This is a genomic window from Veillonella sp. ICM51a (assembly GCF_000524355.1).
Taxonomy (GTDB): domain Bacteria; phylum Bacillota; class Negativicutes; order Veillonellales; family Veillonellaceae; genus Veillonella; species Veillonella atypica.
On record NZ_JAPX01000006.1, the window covers coordinates 21,818 to 38,654 of the forward strand.

Consider the following 16,837-nt stretch of genomic DNA (forward strand, 5'->3'; position numbering starts at 1 on the left):
AGTACGAACAAATACAGATGGATGAACAATCTAAGCAAATACGGGATCAATATCATGCTATGGAGGATACCATGTCGCGGTTATTACAACATGGCGCACAATTAGACAATCAATATTGTCTTGTTACATTATTGGATGGAGCTATGTCAACAAGAGGAACCATTACGTTACGACATATAGAATTTTCTGATGGAGGATTTACTGTTGATGGTAATGCAACAAATGATGAAGCCTATCATTCGTATGTTCAATATGTTCAAGCTCATATGAAACAGGTGATTTGTGATGGGAAACAACAAGTGGAAAAAGCAGATGGACCTTGTTCATTCCATTTGGATGGACATACAAAACAGCATGACACCAAACCTAAGGAGGATATTCCTAGCGTGTAGTATAAGCATTATAATTGCTTTTTCTTCGTTATGGATATCTAGATACTATACAGAGCAATATGAAGCGGTGGTAGAGAATATTGAATATTACCAATTGGAAACAACAGTAAAAGAGCAATTTTTATCTTCTCATACATATGAGTTGATTTCATCCTTATTGCTGCATGAATATTGGGTAGATGATATATATCAAAGTATAAATAGAGAACCTTTAATTATAACGAGTAGTTCTCATCATGATGATGTATTAGATCTGACTCTGGTTGGAACCAGTCAGTCCTTTTTATCTTGGTATAATATGGTGCAACAGAAGATAAAGTATTGTTATATACAAATTATTTCTATTGATACAAAAGGAGATAGTATATTCTTTACATGCAAGGTTACGCCATTAGTGATGTAAAGAAAATGAACATACAATAATGAGTAATAATTCTCATTATTGTATGTTCATTTTTGTTTTTATGCCAATTTTATAGTAAAATAAATTTTAACGTAAGAATAAGGGGCAATAGTAACATGATAGTAAAACGAAATATTATTCTCATTGGGTCCATGGGAAGTGGAAAAAGCCATTTTGGACGTAATCTAGCAGATTTAAAAGGATGGCAATTCGTGGATACCGATCGAGTATTGGAAGGTCGTTTTGGGTTGCCCATTGCAGAAATTTATAAAAAGATTGGCGAAAAAGCATTTCGTCGTGCTGAATTAGAGGTTCTAAAAAAAGTTTCCCTATATCACGAGGCGGTTATTAGTGTAGGTGGAAATTTTCCTATAGAGCATAGAACGCTTAGATCGCTTAAGAAATTTTCTTTTATTATAGGTATACGAGCGGCACAATACCGAATTGTAAGCCGCGTCAATCGTCGTGTGGGCAAACGACCAACGATGGATTATACCAATGTTTCTGCCTTTGTTCATAATATGATTCAGGCATGGAAGCCAGTATATAAACAGTGTGATTATGTATTGGATACGACTAATGGACGTACCTATGATTTTATGAAAGCAATTGAGCGTCAATTGGATGCTATAGGTGTTCAATTTAAGGCGCGAAGACAACCCAAAACAACTGAAATTATGTCTAAAGACATACAAGCTGAACCAAAGCAGCAGAAGGGAAATAGACATGAAAAAAATAGCATTACTAACAAGCGGCGGAGACGCACCAGGAATGAACGCAGCCATTCGCGCCATCACAAGAAAAGCAATCCATGAGGGCTTTAGCGTATATGGTATAGAACGAGGATTTGAGGGCATTATTAATAGTGAAATAAGGCCTTTACACGCTCGTGATGTGGGCGGTATTATTACCACTGGCGGTACAATTCTTAGAACGGCTCGCTATCCAGAGTTTAAAAATTTAGATGTGCAGCAACGAGCCTATCGAATATTACAAGATTTTGGTATCGATCATTTAATCGTTATTGGCGGTGATGGATCACAAGCTGGTGCAGAGGCTCTGATGCGGCTCGGTCAATCTACGATAACCATTCCTTGTACCATAGATAACGATATGAATGGTACTCAATATACGATTGGTTTTGATACCGCACTTAATACTGTAGTTGATGCGGTAGGACGTATTCGCGATACATCAAACTCTCATGAACGAGTGGCTATAATCGAAGTTATGGGGCGCCGTTCGGGACATATTGCATTACAAGCTGGGTTGGCGAGTGGTGCAGAGCTTGTATTAGTACCTGAATACCCAATGCCATTAGATGAGGTATGTGAACATATTAATAAGACTCATCAGTTAGGTAAAGAATATAGTATTATACTCGTTGCTGAAGGGGCCTACTCTAGTGGTGAGGTTAAAGAGTATATTAAACAACATACATACTTTGATCCGAGTTTAACAGTTCTAGGCTATTTACAACGCGGCGGTGCACCATCCGCATTAGATGCCATTTTAGCTGCTCGTATGAGTGAGTTGGCAGTGGATTGCTTAGTACGTGGAGAGCATAATTGTATTACTGGGTATGTTGATGGTCAGATTCGAGCTATACCCTATGAAAACGCTAAAACAATGAAGTTTGGCATTGATAAAAGTCAGTATGAATTAATCTCTATATTGAGTCATTAATATGGGATTGTAAAATTATATTGTATAAGCGATAATTTTTTAGTACAATGTAATGCATGAAAATGGAATGACTCATTTATTAAGGAGTATATATGAAAGAATTATTTCAGAAGCACCGTAAACGTATTATTGGTGGTGTTATTGCTATCTGTTTATTAGGTGGTGGTGGCTATTATTATGTTCATACAAATGATAGTGCACAGACCCAGCAGAAATATACTACAGGTAGGGTTGAAAAGGGCGATGTAAAAACGAGTATCAGTGCTACAGGTACCATTAATCCTGTTAATTATGTGGACGTATCTACTAATGTAGCGGGTAAACTTGAAAAGGTATTGGTCAAGGAAAATGATCATGTTACGCAAGGTCAAATTATCGCCTATATTGATACACGACAATTACAAGCTCAGGTCGATAATGCAAAGGCTGCTCTTGATAAAGCACGCTTAGATATGAATCGTTATAAAGCGCTAATCGATCAAAATGCCGTAGCAGCGCAAACTTATGATGATGCTGTGACCGCATATGAACAAGCTCAATCTACATATGATAGAGTATCTGCTGACTTAAGTGATGCTACTATTACTGCACCTATGTCGGGTACCGTAGTAGGGACACCTCTTAAGGCGGGACAAACGATTAGTACCGGTATTTCGACACAAATGATCATTGCGACTATTGCGGATTTGTCTGATTTAGAAATTTATTTGACAGTTGATGAAACTGATATTGGCAATGTAAAAAATGGCTCTAAGGTAGAATTTACTGTTGACTCTAAGCCAGGTCAAACTTTCACAGGCTATGTATCTGAAATTGCAAAAGGTACTAAAGGGAATATGGGTGTTACAAGTAATAGCGTAGTGTATTATACTGTGAAAGTATCGATTCCAGCCGATATTTCCTCGAATTTCTTGCCATCTATGACCGCACGTGCCACAATCTTTGGGGATGATATTAAGAATACCCTTGTTGTACCATTAACAGCGGTACGTACTGATAAACAAGGTGAATATGTATATGTCATCAAAGATGGTCAACCTGTTAGAACTGCCGTTTCTACAGGTGTAACTGGAGATACAAATGTTCAAATCTTAAGCGGCGTTTCTGAAGGTGATGAAATTATTGTTAGTGGTGATGTAACGAGCCCTAAAAATAACTCTCGTGGACCGTTTTAAGCGTAGGTGAACTATGAATCATTCAGTTATTGATATTCAAGGTATCACAAAGACCTATGTAAACGGTAAATTAACGGTTCCCGTTCTACATGGTATAGATTTACAGGTACAAAAAGGCGATTTCGTGTCTATCATGGGACCTTCCGGTTCTGGTAAATCAACGTTTATGAACATTTTAGGTTGCTTAGATAGACCTACATCGGGATCCTATCGCTTGAATGGTAATGAAGTAGCTAATCTCAGTGATGATGAATTAGCGTACGTACGTAACAAAGAAATTGGCTTTGTTTTTCAAAGCTTCAATCTATTAACGAAATTAACGGCTATTGAAAATGTGGCTTTGCCCATGGTTTATGCAGGCATCGATAAAAAAACACGTACTACTCGTGCAGAGGCTTTGCTTACATCTGTAGGCTTGGGTGACCGTATGGATCATTTACCAGCAGAACTATCCGGTGGTCAACGTCAACGTGTGGCGATTGCCCGTGCATTGGCGAATGACCCTGCTATCATCATGGCCGATGAACCGACAGGGAATTTGGATTCGAAATCGACGATTGATGTTATGAACATCTTTAGAGGCCTCTATGACGAAGGTCGTACCATAATTCTTGTTACTCATGAACCTGAAATTGCAACCTATGCAAGTCGCAATGTAGTGTTACGGGATGGATTAATTGTAGAAGACAAGAAGAACTTAAATATGACTCCTGTTCAGGAGGTGACACATGTATAAAGAAAGTTTCTTAATGGCCTGGGCATCGTTGATTGCCAATAAAATGAGATCCATTTTAACGATGCTAGGTATTATTATTGGTGTAGCTGCTGTTATTGCCCTTGTGTCAATTGGGAATGGTGTAAAGCAGGATATTCAGAACTCCATTTCTAGTTTAGGTTCCAATCTATTGATGGTTATGCCTGGTGCTCCACGTACACCGGGTGTGCGTCCATCGCAAGGGTCAATGAAATCTTTGAAGGTTTCTGATTATCAAGCTATTAGCAAATTAGATGGCGTCAAGGCAGCAAGTCCATATACAGCTAATTCTTATGTAACTATATACCAAAGTAAGAACTGGACTACTACTGTTAGTGGTGTAAGTAGTAACTTTCAAGATGTAAATAATTGGACCATGGCTGAAGGTCGATTTATATCTAGCAAGAATGTAGAAAATCGTGAACGCGTAGCTGTTGTGGGACAAACCGTAGTTAAGAACTTATTTGCTGGTGAGGACCCAGTGGGTAAGGAAATTCGTGTTAAAAATATTCCGTTCCGAGTTATCGGTGTTCTTAACAGTAAAGGGAATGGTACTATGGGGAATGACCAAGATGATGTCATTTTTATTCCCTATACAACGGCTATGGAACGTGTAGAAGGTGTTGACTATCTTCGTATGGTCTACGTCGTTGCTAGTGACGATAATGGTATTGACCGTTTACAATCGGATATAGAAAATCTATTGCGCGTTCGTCATAGTATTAAAGATACAAACCTTGATGACTTCAACATTCAGAATATGAAATCGATTATGGAAACAATGGAGCAAACCACAGGAACCTTGACCTTGTTCTTAGGTGCTGTGGCGGCTATTTCCCTTGTTGTAGGCGGCATTGGGATTATGAATATCATGCTCGTTTCCGTTACCGAACGGACTCGTGAAATTGGTATTCGTAAGGCCTTAGGTGCTACATACTTTGTCATTGTTACACAATTCTTAATCGAAGCTGTTGTAATCAGTCTTATGGGCGGTCTCATAGGCATTGCTCTCGGTATAGGTGCGTCAAAACTGATAGGATTGGCATCTGGTATGAGTACAGTTATTTCGGTACCTACTATCGTGTTATCCTTTGCATTCTCCATGGCCATAGGTTTGGTATTCGGTATTTATCCTGCGCGAAAAGCGGCTAAATTAAATCCAATTGATGCGTTACACTATGAATAGTATGGGTAGATGCGGATATTTGGGAGATCTCACATTTATATAATGTAATAGACATATTCGCATACAGTGCGTTGCATGATACAATTAAGTATGATGTAACGCACTATTTTTAATTTAGTGAGGAAATTATGGCAACAACATTATTGGAATATTTTAATGAATTACGTACACAGAATCCTTTTTCCTGGGTAAAAGATTCTGAGGTGACAACTGTAGAACCTGGTCATGCAGAAATGACGTTACAAACAAATGAAACAGAGTACTGCAATTTTAGAGGCCATTTGCATGGTGCTGTTTGTATTGGCTTTGCAGATAGCTTGATGGGAACGGCATGCTTTACACTAGGAAAATCGGTGAGCACCATTGATATTAATGGTAACTATTTGAAAGCTGTCAAAGGCGGCACAGTATTGCGTGGTGTAGCGAATGTGGAACACAGTGGTAAAACTACGATGGTGGCTACTGCACGTATTTATAACGAGTTAGGTGAAGTGGTACATATAGCAAGAGGTACGTTTTTTGTGGTAGAAGAGCGTCCTTTACCGGATTTACCTTGGAGATTCATTGAAGAAGATGACCCAAATTTGGTATAATGGGGGTTGAACTTTGTAATTTAGGAGGACGGTTGTATGGAACAAGAATTACAACGCATTAAAGAAGAAGCCTTATCTGCTATTAAAAGCGCTTCTGATGAACAAGCGTTGCAAGACGTACGCGTAAAATATTTAGGTAAAAAAGGTGAAGTAACAGCATTGCTAAAAGGGTTGGGTAAACTTTCCCCAGAGGAACGCCCTAAAATGGGTGCTCTTGTCAATGCAGTTCGTCAAGCATTAGAGGAAGAAATCGATGCATTGAAAACTTCTATGGAAGTAGCGGCTATGAACGCTCGTTTGGAAGAGGAAAAAATCGATATCACTCTACCTGGTAGAGCTTCCAAAACAGGACATATTCATCCGTTGACAACAGTAAACGAAATGATTGAAGATTTCTTCATGAAAATGGGCTATACCGTTGAAGAAGGTCCTGAAATCGAACAAGATCACTTCAACTTTGAGTGTCTTAATTTACCAAAAGATCATCCAGCACGCGATATGCAAGACTCTTTCTATATTACAGAAAATTTCTTGCTTAGAACTCATACATCTCCTGTACAAGCACGTACCATGCAACGTCATGAGCCGAACAGCCCGATTCGCATGATTGCGCCTGGTAAGGTATATCGCTGGGACTATGATGCTACGCATTCTCCAGTATTCCATCAAGTAGAAGGCTTGATTATTGATGAACACATTACGTTTGCTGATTTGAAAGGAACCATTGAAACATTCCTACGCCATATGTTTGGTGATGAAACAAAGGTACGTTTCCGTACAAGCTTTTTCCCATTTACAGAACCATCTGCAGAGGTAGATATCTCCTGTGTAATGTGTGGTGGTGAAGGCTGTCGTGTATGCTCTCATACAGGGTGGCTTGAAATCTTAGGTTGTGGTATGGTACATCCTCGTGTACTTGAGCTTAATGGCTATGATCCTAATAAGGTGAAAGGTTTTGCCTTTGGTATGGGCGTAGAACGTATTGCTATGTTGTTATATGGTATTGGCGATTTACGTCTATTCTTTGAAGATGATATCCGTTTCTTGGAACAATTTTAGGAGGTAGAAATGAAAGCAAGCTTACAATGGATGAATGAATACGTACCTCTTGATCTAAATCGTCCTGCCCAAGAATTAGCGGATGAATTGACACAAGCAGGTATTCCTGTAGAAGAAGTACTTTCTATGGATCCAGGTTTGAAAAAAATCTATACTGGTAAAATCGTAGAAATTACAAAACACCCAGATGCAGATAAATTACAAGTATGCCAAGTACAATGCTTATCTGAAGATGGGGAAGAAATTACTAAGCAAATCGTTACCGCTGCTACGAATGTGGCTGTTGGTCAAATCGTACCGGTGGCTTATCATAAATCTCGTTTGGCAGATGGTACAGAAATCAAAAAAGGTAAATTACGTGGTATTGTATCAGAAGGCATGTTCTGCTCTGTTGCTGAATTCGGTATTTCCTCTGATTTGGTAAGACCAGAAGAAGCACAAGGCATCTATATTTTCCCTGAAGGTACACCAATTGGTTTAGATATTAAAGAAGCACTTATGCTTGATGATACTGTATATGAATTTGAATTAACAGCTAATCGTGCAGACTGCTTCTCTATGGTAGGTTTGTCCCGTGAATTCGGTATCATGACAAATCAAAAAGCTTTATTCCCAGTTATTATGGTGAATGAAAATGGTGAGTCTATCGAAGGTAAAGCATCTGTAGCTATCGAAGCACATGATCTTTGCACGCGATTTACATCCCGTCTTGTTACGAATGTTACCATCGAACCATCTCCATTGTGGATGCAAAATCGTTTGCGTAACAGCGGTATTCGCCCTATTAACAATGTAGTGGACGTAACAAACTACGTTATGCTTGAATTAGGTCAACCAATGCATGCTTATGATTATGATTGTGTAGCGGACCATACCCTTATTGCACGTCGTGCAAAAGCCGGTGAAACACTTACTACACTAGACGGTAATGAACGTGAACTCAATGAGTCCATGCTTATCATTGCAGATACAAAGGGCCCAATCGGCGTAGCAGGCGTTATGGGTGGTCTTACTAGTGAAGTAACAGATAAAACTACAAACGTCTTGTTCGAAGCTGCTGTATTTAATGGACCATCTATTCGTCGTACATCCAAAGCATTAGGTATGCGTTCCGAAGCATCTGGTCGTTTTGAACGCGGTGTAAACCATAAATATACAGCATATGCTATCGACCGTGCTGCACAATTGTTACAACAAATCTGTCCTTCTTGTAAGGTGAGTGTTGGCGTTATTGATGTATATCCAGAACCAGTAGAACAACGTACTGTAACTTTCACTGCAGAACAAATCAATGACTATCTTGGCACATCTATTGAAAAAGATAGAATGGTAGATATTTTAACGAAGCTTGAATTCGGTATTACTGAATCCGGTGATACCATCGAAGCACTCGTTCCAACATGGCGCGATGATGTAACTGGTATGCCTGATATTGCTGAAGAAGTAGCGCGAATCGTAAGCTATGATAATATTGCGCCTACAATTCCTGTAGCGATACTGTCCTCCGGTGGTATGACACCTAAGAAAGCGTTAACAAAAGAAGTAACTCATTACTTAGCACATGCAGGTCTTAGCCAAATCATTACATTTAGTTTCATGCACAAAGATGGCCTTACGAATATGATGTTACCAGAAGGTGATAATCGTTATACGGCAATTCCAATCCTAAATCCTATTTCCGAAGAGTTCCCATATATGAGAACTACGTTGGTGCCAGCTGTTATTGAAGCTGCTAAACGCAATATTGCTCAACAAAATAAGGATTTGTGGTTATTTGAAACGGCTAATGTGTATGAACCAAAGGCATTGCCATTAACAGAAGTACCGCATGAACGCCCTATGGCATGTGGTATTATGATGGGTAAGGTTACAGAGGCCGCATGGAATCAAGCGCAACGCGACACTGATTTCTATGATGTAAAAGGTGTAGTTGACGGTTTACTAGCTAAATTAGGATTGACTCAATATGATATTCAACCATCTAGTGAAAGCTATTACCATCCAGGCGTAAGTGCACATTATACAGTCAATGGTGTAACAATTGCAAACTATGGTGAATTACACCCACAAGTGGTTAAAAACTTCGATTTGTCTGGTAAAGTGTATATGTTTGAAATCGATTTGGAAGCTGTATTATCCATTACAGTACCGCCATTTAGATATCAATCATTCAGTAAATTCCCAGGTACAAGTCGTGACTTGGCTATTGTAGCACCAGTATCTGTTACAAGTGGTGACATTGTAGCGCTTATTAAGGAACATGGTGGAGAATACTTAGAATCCGTATCTATCTTCGACGTTTACGAAGGGGAACATATTGAAGCAGGCTATCGTAGCTTAGCTTATAATTTACAATTTAGATCGATGGAAGGCACATTAAATGATGAAGACATTGATGGTGCAATTCAAGCGATTATTGATGCATTAGCAAGTAAAAATTGTAAATTACGATAAATCATCGTGAAAGGGTTTACCTTATGGTAAACCCTTTTATGTCTATCTATCCCCTGTTGTATAATAGAAGGTATAGGTAATGAGTCAGAAAGGATTTATTATGGAATTATTAGCACCAGCGGGTACGATGGAAAATTTTATGGCCGCCTTAGAATCGGGGGCAGATGCTATATATTTAGGGGGCAAGGTCTTTAACGCACGGGCTCATGCAGCCAATTTTGGTATTGATGAATTGCGTGAGGCTGTACGGTTAGCACATATTTTAGATGTGTCTGTGTATGTAACCGTTAATATTTTGATTGGCGATACGGAACTGAAGGACCTTGAACAGTATATTAAGGATTTAGATTCCATTGGTGTAGATGCCATCATCGTGCAGGACTTAGCTGTTGCAGAAATTGCAAAACGTGTTGCACCAAACATCCATCTTCATGGGAGTACACAAATGACGGCTGCTACACTTGATGCGGTTCGTTTTTATGAAAGCCTAGGCTTTACACGTGTTGTTTTGGCTCGTGAATTAAGTCTTAAGGAAATTCAACATATATGCAAACATTGTAAGGCAGAAATTGAAGTATTTGTACATGGTGCATTATGTGTATGCTACTCAGGTCAATGTTTGATGAGTTCTTTCATCGGTGGACGCAGTGGTAACCGAGGTGCTTGTGCACAACCTTGTCGCTTACCTTATGAATTATTGGATTCTAAGGGTGCAAGTGTGTTACCTAAACATGAAGCTTATTTGCTAAGTCCAAAGGACCTCAATTATAGTGAGCATATGAATGAACTCGTAGCGGCTGGTGTTACATCCTTTAAGGTAGAAGGTCGTATGAAAAAGGTATCCTATGTTCGTCAAGTGATAGGTACTTATAGAGAGATATTGGATGAGGCATCAATTCACGAAAATCAACGTAAAGCACTAGCCTCTGGATTTAATCGTGGATTTTCCACAGCCTATTTAGAAGATACGGTAGGTCGACAAATGATGACCGTAGTGGCGCCAAATCATCAGGGTAAGCCAATCGGCGAATCGTATACGAAAAAAGGGGAAGTTTACTTATCCTTAACAGAACCTATTGAACAAGGTTCATTAGTTAAAATATTACAATCTAATGGCAGTGTTACCTATTATACGGTAGATGACGAATGGACATGTGTATCCGATACGCTGTATAAAGGGCGACCCGCAGAGGGCTTAGCAGTAGGTCAATTATATTTAGCATCTACACCAAAGAATACAAAGTCACGAGGCTTACAAGAGTTTACCCGTAAATATGATATGTCTGTATATCTCAGTGTTGGTTCTAATGGTGAAACAAATTATACTGAATTAACTGCCATCCTAGACTCTGGCCTTAGTGTGACTGTTACAAATGAGTATGTGCCAGCTATTGCTAATAAAGTGCCTACATCGTTAGAGAAGGTAACAGAACAGTTAGGTCGGTTGGGTAATACGTTATTTAGACTATCTTATGTAGATATTCCTGATGGCCCTTATATGTGGCCTGCTAGCGTTCTTAATGCACTACGTCGTGATGCCGTAACTGCTTTAGAAACAGCGTTAATTACACATCATGTAGAATCATGGCAAGCATTGCAAGTAACAGGCGATGTAGATTATGATTTCAAGGCGCAACACGAGTTATCCTATGATACTTGTCCTATGATTTCAGCTCGTGTCGATGAAATAGAAGGTGTGAAAGCAGCAATTTCTGGTGGAGCACAGAAAATCGTTTTTGGTGGTGATAGACTGAGTCGTACACCATATGCGTTATCTGTATATGATGAGGTGGCCCGTTTATGTGCTCAATCTGATGTGATTTGCACCTTTGCTACACCACGAGTTGTGAAAGATGATGAAGTAGAAGCATATAAACATACATTAGAGGCAATCGTACAGGCTCATCCAGATAGTATTTCTATTCACGTGCCACAAGCATTATTATGGCTCCGTGAATTAGGATATACAGATGCCATTGAGGCTGATACAGGCCTTAATATTTTCAATACACCTACATTACATTTCTGGGAACAGTTACATATAAGTTGTGTAAATCCATCGCAAGAGTTGACCTTAAAACAAATTACGGAACTAGCTAAACATAGTCACATTCCTATTGAGACGATGATACATGGCTATACGGAAATGATGATTTCCGAATATTGTTCTATTGCAAGTTTTGTTGGCACAGGTAGTAAAGTAAATTGTCCTATGCCATGTGTTAAGGAATCGTATTCGTTAAAGGATAGAAAAGGTGAAATATTCCCAATTCGTACGGACCCATACTGTCGTATGCACATCATGAATAGTCATGAAATGGATATGCGAGCCTATGTACCTATGTTATTACAAAAAGGAATTTCCATATTACGCGTAGATGGTCGTCATATGAAACCAAGTTATGTGAAAGATATTGTATCCCAATATGTTGGCATAGCAACGGGTACGATGGAGGCACCACCTAAGAAAATAGATTACCAAGGCGAATCTATTACACGGGGACATTATTTTAGAGGTATTTTATAGAACGAGGTAGTACATTGTTTAATGAAGATGTATTAGATTTTATAAAAATTAAAGAAGAGTTGGCTAGTCATTGTAGCTCTATTATTGCTAAAGAAATGGCTTTAGCATTGGAACCTATGACGAATCGAGAAAAGATTCAAGAGGCTTTAGATGAAACAGCAGAAGCACTGCGCTCTTGGCAAACAGAAATCGAGCAACCTTTAGGGGGGACTCGAGATATACGTGAATCTTGTAAAAAGAGTCGTAAGGATTTTGTGCTTTCACGAGAAGCCATATGGGATGTCTATATAACCATAGGTGCCTACAAACGTATGGCGAAGTTCTTTAGAGCGAAGTATATGGAATACCCATTATTGTCTTTATGGATGCAAGACATGCCGAATATGGACCGTGTGGAACAACGGTTAAAACGTGTATTTGATGAAAAAGGGGAACTGCTCGATACAGCATCTCCTAAATTGGCGAGCCTACGGAATACGATTAGTAAGACGCGAGATCGTATTAAACACGATATTCAAGCCATATTGCATGACAAGGATAATCAGAAATATTTCCAAGAAGCGATTATTACGCAACGCAACAATCGTTATGTAATTCCTGTTAAGCAAGAATATCGCCAATATTTTGATGGTTTAATTCACGACCGATCTGCAACAGGGCAAACATTATATATTGAACCGATGCGACTTGTAGAGCTAAACAATGATTTGCAAGAAGCTTTAATTGGTGAGGAGCAAGAGGTATTACGCATTTATAAGGAACTTTCAGCCCATATCAAACAACATAGTAATGATCTGATGGATGCCTGTGAAAAGGTATCCCATATTGAATTTGTCTATGGTAAAGCAAAACTCGCTATAGCTCAAAAGGCAGTACAAGCCACATTGAGCGAAGGGCGTGACGTCAATTTGATGCGTGCTCGCCATCCGTTGATTCCTGCCAATACAGTTGTACCTACAGATATTCGTTTGGGTACGGACTATCGAATTTTATTGATTACTGGCTCCAATACGGGTGGTAAAACGGTGTCATTAAAAACACTTGGCTTATTATCCCTTATGAACCAAAGCGGTTTATTTATTCCTGCTGATCACGGTTCTATATTGCCGATTTTTCACAATATTTTTGCAGACATTGGGGATGAACAAAGCATTGAAGCTAGCTTGTCTACATTCTCTGCACATATGACACAAGTGATTTCTATTATTAAACATTGTGGTCCTAATGATCTTGTGCTACTTGATGAACTCGGCTCCGGCACAGATCCGGAGGAAGGTAGTGCTTTAGCTGTATCCATACTTGAATTCTTCCGCCAAAAAGGAACACTTATGATGGTAAGTACTCACTATAATGAGTTAAAGAACTATGCGTACCATACGGCAGGTATCGAAAATGGTCATGTTGAATTTGATGAGCGCACCTTAAAGCCTACCTATCGATTACATATTGGCGTAGCTGGTAGTAGTCATGCATTGAGCATTGCAGCGCGTTTAGGGCTACCAAAGGATATTGTCAATCGTGCACGCGATTACAAGTCTAAATTTGGCAGTAGTGAAATGGAAAATGTTCTAACCGATTTGAATGAACAATTACGTAAGTCATCGGAACGCGAACGGGCACTCAAAAAAGAATTAGATGAAACACGTCGCATGCGCGGTCAATTAGAAAGAGAAAAGAAACAGTTTAATGAAAAACGCAAACAGATGTTAGCGAAGGCTCAAGCTGATGCGGAATCGATGAAACGTAGTCTCCGCGTAGAAGGGGAAGCCATCATTAAACAGTTAAAGGCTCAATTCTCTGAGACAAATAAGGATAAGCGCCTATCCGCCATCAATGCAGCTCGTAAAGGAATCTCTAATGTTCACGTGCCAGAGGCACCGGTGAACGATGATCGTAAGACATTATCCATTGATGCAGTTGCTATTGGTCAAGTCGTATATGTCACATCTTTGCGATCGTTAGGGACGGTTTTATCCATTAAGGGTAATCGTGTTACTGTAGATATCAATGGTTTATCTGCTACTGTGAAAGTAAATGAATTACAATCTACTACGAGAGAAGAATCCAATAAGATTCAACGAGATAATCTTAAGGCCCAACCTAAAATACGTAAGAAAGCAGGTGGCTCTGCCGTACAACGTCAAAAAGAAGTGCGTACAGAGATTAATATTCTCGGTCAAACCGTAGATGAAGCTGTTGTTTCTGTAGGTCGATTTATTGATCAAGCCCTATTAGGCGGCATCAATCAAGTTCGTATCATTCATGGTAAAGGGACTGGTGCATTGCGCGAAGGCGTACATCAGTATTTACGAACCTTGCCACAAGTAGCACATTTTGAAACTGCTGGCTATGATGAAGGTGGCGCAGGTGCTACAAATGTAGTGTTAAAATAATATACAATCCTTACGATAGTGCTAGATAAGAAGCAGACAACTATGAGTCTGCTTCTTTTTTTGTAATAGAAAAGAGGCAAAACCATGTGGTTTTGCCTCTTAGTATGTTGCTTCGCTAGTGGTTAGCGATCTTTTTTCTTCTCTTTTTTAGACTTCGATTGACTTGGTTTGGAATCTGTAGATTCTACCTTGGATGATGAGTCATCATCTTTTGAGATTGCATCATTCTTATCCTTACCATCCTTTTTATCTTTGTCATCTTTTTTGTCTTTGTCGTCCTTTTTCGGAGCTTCTTTTACTGGGTTATAATGGCCCTCGCTGACAGCCGCTTGAGCACTAGCAGGTACATTAAAGTCAGAAGCAGGGGTATTAGCTAATGCGGCCGACATAAATTGTCTCCACATTACTGCTGGCGTTGAACCACCGGTAATACCTAATGTTTCAGATCCGTAGTCATCGCCTATCCAAACCGCAGCAACTAAATCAGGTGTATATCCAACGAACCAAGCATCTTTTTCATCATCTGTTGTACCTGTTTTACCAGCTGCAGGTCTACCGATAGCAGCATTGCCACCAGTACCACCATTGATAACAGACTCTAACATATCTGTGATGATAGCCGCATCTTTTTCTTCAACGACGCGTTTTTCTTGGATGGAATTTTCTTCCACCACTTGTCCGTTGCGATCCACAATTTTTATGATTGCTGTCGGTTGAACCTTGACGCCACCATTAGCCAGTACGCCATAGGCTTCTGCCATTTCTAATGGTGAAACACCATGAGTTAAACCACCGAGTGCTGTTGATAAGTTGTTATCTTCATCAGTTAAGGTAGTAATACCCATCTTTTTAGCTAAGTCGATAATCTTAGACATGCCCACTTCATCAGCAATTTTTACAGCTGGTACGTTACGAGAATGTTGTAATGCATAACGGTAAGTAATATTGCCTTCATAGTTTCGTTCATAGTTTTGAGGACGCCATCCATTAAAATCAACAGGACTGTCATCAACAATGGAACCTGGAGTTTTACCAGATTGAATAGCAGCTAAGTAAACAAATGGTTTCATAGCAGAGCCTGGTTGACGTTCCGCTTGTGATGCACGGTTAAAGGCATCATCTCCACGACCACCGACCATGGCAACAATATAACCGTTATGTGGATTCATTGCTACAATAGCACCTTGTGGTTGGTGTAGACCATTTTGGTCAGTATACATAGTTGGTAGATTTTGCATTGCTGCAACTGCAGCATTTTGAGCATCCATATCGAGAGTGGTATAAATTTTTAGACCATCTTTATAGATTGCATCATCACCATATTTTTCAGAAATTTGAGCAATTACGTAATTGATAAAATAAGATGCATTGTTGTTTTCGTGAGTTTGCTCTTGCTTAGCAACTAAACCTAAATCTGCTTCGCGAGCTGCATCGGCTTTATCTTGTGTGAGATAACCATACTTAACCATTTGGCCCAATACAACAGCCTGGCGTTTTTTACCGGCTTCTAAGTTGTTGAATGGGGAGTAGTAGTTAGGACTTTGAGGTAACCCAGCAAGCATAGCACATTGAGCTAATGTTAAATCGCGTACATCTTTACCAAAGTAAACATGAGCTGCTGATTGAACACCATAAGCACCTTGACCAAAATAAATTTGGTTCATATACATTTCAAGAATTTCTTGTTTGGTATAGTGCTGTTCGATTTTAAGTGCTAATAAAGCTTCGGAAATCTTACGTTTAAGAGTTCTGTCTTGGGAAAGAAATGCATTACGAGCCAATTGTTGTGTGATTGTAGAACCACCTTCGGATACACCACTATGTACAACATTAACCCAAATAGCACGTAAAATACCGATAGGGTCGATACCGTGATGGCTATAAAAACGGGAGTCTTCAGTAGCTACAAAAGCATCTTGTAATTCTTTTGGTACTTCATTAATTGGGACTGGCAAACGATTTTCTGTGGAGTGAACCGTAGTAATTAAATTGCCATGTACGTCATAGATCTGAGACGATGCAGATGGTCGTACGTTAGATACATCTGGAAGATTTGACATGGTAGCGCTTATAAAACCACAACCGCCACCGGCTACAATAAGAACAAGTAATAATACAATCATCCAAATCGTCTTTTTAGTTGATGCCTTTGGATTGCTCGGGTTAGGAGCTGGTTTACGACGAGCTCTTATATTTGAGTTATTACCCATAGAGT

12 protein-coding genes are annotated in these 16,837 nt (G+C 39.4%); 11 read left to right on the forward strand and 1 reads right to left on the reverse strand.

The features are described from left to right. Positions 1–71 precede the first annotated feature (71 nt). The 11 genes from HMPREF1504_RS00515 (at position 72) to HMPREF1504_RS00565 (ending at position 14,622) form a co-directional block, all read left to right on the forward strand. Complete coding sequence (locus HMPREF1504_RS00515) at positions 72–392, forward strand: hypothetical protein (protein ID WP_232203307.1); 321 nt, start codon at positions 72–74, stop codon at positions 390–392. Positions 393–911: 519 nt separating this feature from the next. Beyond that, positions 912–1,610: a shikimate kinase gene (locus HMPREF1504_RS00520; protein WP_038122595.1), complete on the forward strand. Its 699-nt coding sequence runs from the start codon at positions 912–914 to the stop codon at positions 1,608–1,610. After that, positions 1,567–2,481, forward strand: coding sequence for an ATP-dependent 6-phosphofructokinase (locus HMPREF1504_RS00525; protein ID WP_038122596.1), 915 nt, complete (start codon positions 1,567–1,569; stop codon positions 2,479–2,481). Before HMPREF1504_RS00520 ends, HMPREF1504_RS00525 begins: the two co-directional genes overlap by 44 nt. 92 nt (positions 2,482–2,573) lie before the next feature. After that, positions 2,574–3,656: an efflux RND transporter periplasmic adaptor subunit gene (locus HMPREF1504_RS00530; protein ID WP_016475672.1), complete on the forward strand. Its 1,083-nt coding sequence runs from the start codon at positions 2,574–2,576 to the stop codon at positions 3,654–3,656. Between the two features lie 13 nt (positions 3,657–3,669). After that, positions 3,670–4,392: an ABC transporter ATP-binding protein gene (locus HMPREF1504_RS00535; RefSeq protein WP_038122600.1), complete on the forward strand. Its 723-nt coding sequence runs from the start codon at positions 3,670–3,672 to the stop codon at positions 4,390–4,392. Further along, the gene (locus tag HMPREF1504_RS00540; protein ID WP_005376250.1) at positions 4,385–5,596 is read left to right on the forward strand and encodes an ABC transporter permease; all 1,212 of its coding nucleotides are present in this window, start codon (positions 4,385–4,387) and stop codon (positions 5,594–5,596) included. Before HMPREF1504_RS00535 ends, HMPREF1504_RS00540 begins: the two co-directional genes overlap by 8 nt. A gap of 128 nt (positions 5,597–5,724) precedes the next feature. Further along, a complete protein-coding gene (locus HMPREF1504_RS00545) occupies positions 5,725–6,189 on the forward strand; it encodes a PaaI family thioesterase (RefSeq protein WP_005379184.1) in 465 nt (154 codons plus the stop codon). 36 nt (positions 6,190–6,225) lie between these two features. Beyond that, positions 6,226–7,248, forward strand: coding sequence for a phenylalanine--tRNA ligase subunit alpha (gene pheS, locus HMPREF1504_RS00550; RefSeq protein ID WP_038122601.1), 1,023 nt, complete (start codon positions 6,226–6,228; stop codon positions 7,246–7,248). Positions 7,249–7,257: 9 nt separating this feature from the next. After that, the gene (gene pheT / locus HMPREF1504_RS00555) at positions 7,258–9,702 is read left to right on the forward strand and encodes a phenylalanine--tRNA ligase subunit beta (RefSeq protein WP_038122602.1); all 2,445 of its coding nucleotides are present in this window, start codon (positions 7,258–7,260) and stop codon (positions 9,700–9,702) included. A 79-nt stretch (positions 9,703–9,781) separates the two neighbouring features. Beyond that, positions 9,782–12,229, forward strand: a complete 2,448-nt coding sequence (locus HMPREF1504_RS00560; RefSeq protein WP_038122604.1) for a DUF3656 domain-containing protein — start codon at positions 9,782–9,784, stop codon at positions 12,227–12,229. A gap of 14 nt (positions 12,230–12,243) precedes the next feature. Beyond that, positions 12,244–14,622 carry an endonuclease MutS2 gene (locus tag HMPREF1504_RS00565; RefSeq protein ID WP_038122606.1) on the forward strand — a complete coding sequence of 793 codons (2,379 nt, stop codon included), beginning with the start codon at positions 12,244–12,246 and terminating at the stop codon, positions 14,620–14,622. A 122-nt stretch (positions 14,623–14,744) separates the two neighbouring features. Here HMPREF1504_RS00565 and HMPREF1504_RS00570 read toward each other — a convergent pair whose 3' ends face one another. Next, the gene (locus tag HMPREF1504_RS00570; RefSeq protein WP_038122608.1) at positions 14,745–16,832 is read right to left on the reverse strand and encodes a transglycosylase domain-containing protein; all 2,088 of its coding nucleotides are present in this window, start codon (positions 16,830–16,832) and stop codon (positions 14,745–14,747) included. Positions 16,833–16,837 lie beyond the last annotated feature (5 nt).